3 protein-coding genes are annotated in these 1,582 nt (G+C 54.6%); 1 reads left to right on the top strand and 2 read right to left on the bottom strand.

The genetic code is table 11. The features are described 5' to 3' along the window. A partial coding sequence (locus UC15_RS25600) for a DUF6708 domain-containing protein (protein ID WP_369964718.1) occupies positions 1 to 462 on the top strand: 462 nt, incomplete at its 5' end. Between the two features lie 24 nt (positions 463 to 486). Here the strand turns inward: UC15_RS25600 and fliR are convergent. Both fliR and fliQ read right to left on the bottom strand, forming a co-directional pair. Then, positions 487 to 1,272, bottom strand: a complete 786-nt coding sequence (gene fliR, locus UC15_RS25595) for a flagellar biosynthetic protein FliR (RefSeq protein ID WP_112292038.1) — start codon at positions 1,270 to 1,272, stop codon at positions 487 to 489. 3 nt (positions 1,273 to 1,275) lie between these two features. Beyond that, positions 1,276 to 1,545: a flagellar biosynthesis protein FliQ gene (fliQ, locus tag UC15_RS25590; RefSeq protein ID WP_104922231.1), complete on the bottom strand. Its 270-nt coding sequence runs from the start codon at positions 1,543 to 1,545 to the stop codon at positions 1,276 to 1,278. Positions 1,546 to 1,582: the final 37 nt, after the last annotated feature.

The raw sequence follows: 1,582 nt of genomic DNA, 5'->3' as shown, positions 1-1,582 counted from the left end.
GCACCTGTTCGCTTTAACCGAAAGCAGCAAAAAGTGTATGTCTACGAGTATAAAAAAAGCATCTGGCCGTGGGCTCGCTGGCCGGTGACGATCAAGGTATTTGACTGGGCGGATATTCAGGGCGAGCGGGTTGAGATGTCCGGACATGCGGACTGGGGGCACCGTGTTTACTGCGCGGTTTGCCGTCCGGGCACGTATCAGGTGGCGGATCGCTTTGTCCTGACCTGGACCGTGGGCAGTATCCATGACGTGTATGGACTATGGAGCGCCTGTTGCCAGTATATGCAGGGAAAAGCCGTGTCTGATAAACCCCTTCGAACCGATACACCGCCGGACTGGACGCCGTTCAGAACCGTCCGCTGGCCCGAAGATATGGATAAGGCTTCCCGGGCCGTGCCTGAGTGGAGTGGAGCTCATTTAACCCCGATGGCTGCGAAAACCTGGGTTTGTTGTTGTAAATAACTGTGCAGTACTAAAAGCCAGGCGTTAATCCATCGCCAGCTGATTCATGATCAACACGATCTTATCCAGGATCTCACTGAACAGATGCTCGCTGAACGGGGCGAGCATTGGCATCATCAGGCCTATCGCCAGAACACCGATGCTGAGCGTCAGCGGGAAACCGATAACGAAAACGGAAAGCTGTGGCGTGACACGGTTTAACAGGCCGAGCGCCATGTTCAGCGTCAGCAGCAATGTCACAATCGGTAATGCCAGCATCATTCCGCCGCTGAATACGATACTGCCCGCTTTGGCGACCGCCATAAACCCTTCGGCATTGACCGGATTATGGCTGATAGGCAGGGTGTGGAAGCTGTCAGCCAGCAGGGAAATCAGCCACAGATGCGCGTTAAACGTCAGGAACAACAGCACTGCCAGCAGGTTTAAAAACTGCGCCAGCAGCGGAGTGTTCAGGCGATTGCTCGGGTCATAAAACGTGGCAAAAGAAATCCCCATCTGCAAACCCATAATCTCACCCGCCATACGAATAGCCGCAAATGCCAGTTGCATTGTGATGCCTAACGCGGTGCCAATCATGATTTGCTGCATCGCCAGCCACAGCGCGGGGGTGGAGAAAATCGGCGTGTCCACCGGTGGCAGAGAAGGGGCAATCAGGAAGGTAATCATCATCCCCAGACCGAGTTTCACCCGGTTAGGGACTGACTTTTCACTGGTGATCGGCGCAGTGCTGATCAGCGCCAGAATTCGCAGCAGAGGCCAGAAGTACATGCTCAGCCATCCGGCGAGCTGGGTGCTGTCGAAGGAAACCATAGATTACCCGATGATGTACGGCAGGTTGGAAAACAACGTGCGCATGTAATCGAGCAGCAGATTTAGCATCCACGGACCGGCGATAACGATAGTCGCTACCACAGCCAGGATCTTAGGGATGAATGACAGCGTTTGTTCGTTGATCTGCGTCGCCGCCTGCAACAGGCTGACGATAAGCCCGGTGACCAGCGCGGCCAGCAACAAAGGCGCAGCAACGGCTAATGCCACTTTCATCGCCTCATTGCCCAGTGCCATTACCGATTCAGGAGTCATAAGATTCTCGTAAAAGAAGACGGTCAACTCCCTCCCC

Source organism: Rahnella sp. AN3-3W3, from assembly GCF_003263545.1.
In the GTDB taxonomy this organism is placed as follows: domain Bacteria; phylum Pseudomonadota; class Gammaproteobacteria; order Enterobacterales; family Enterobacteriaceae; genus Rahnella; species Rahnella variigena.
This window is presented reverse-complemented; position numbering and strand designations above follow the sequence as displayed.

Bases quoted from the DNA above. Each gene is read 5' to 3' on its own strand.
- fliQ (WP_104922231.1), bottom strand. From the start codon at position 1,545: ATGACTCCTGAATCGGTAATGGCACTGGGCAATGAGGCGATGAAAGTG.
- fliR (WP_112292038.1), bottom strand. From the start codon at position 1,272: ATGGTTTCCTTCGACAGCACCCAGCTCGCCGGATGGCTGAGCATGTAC.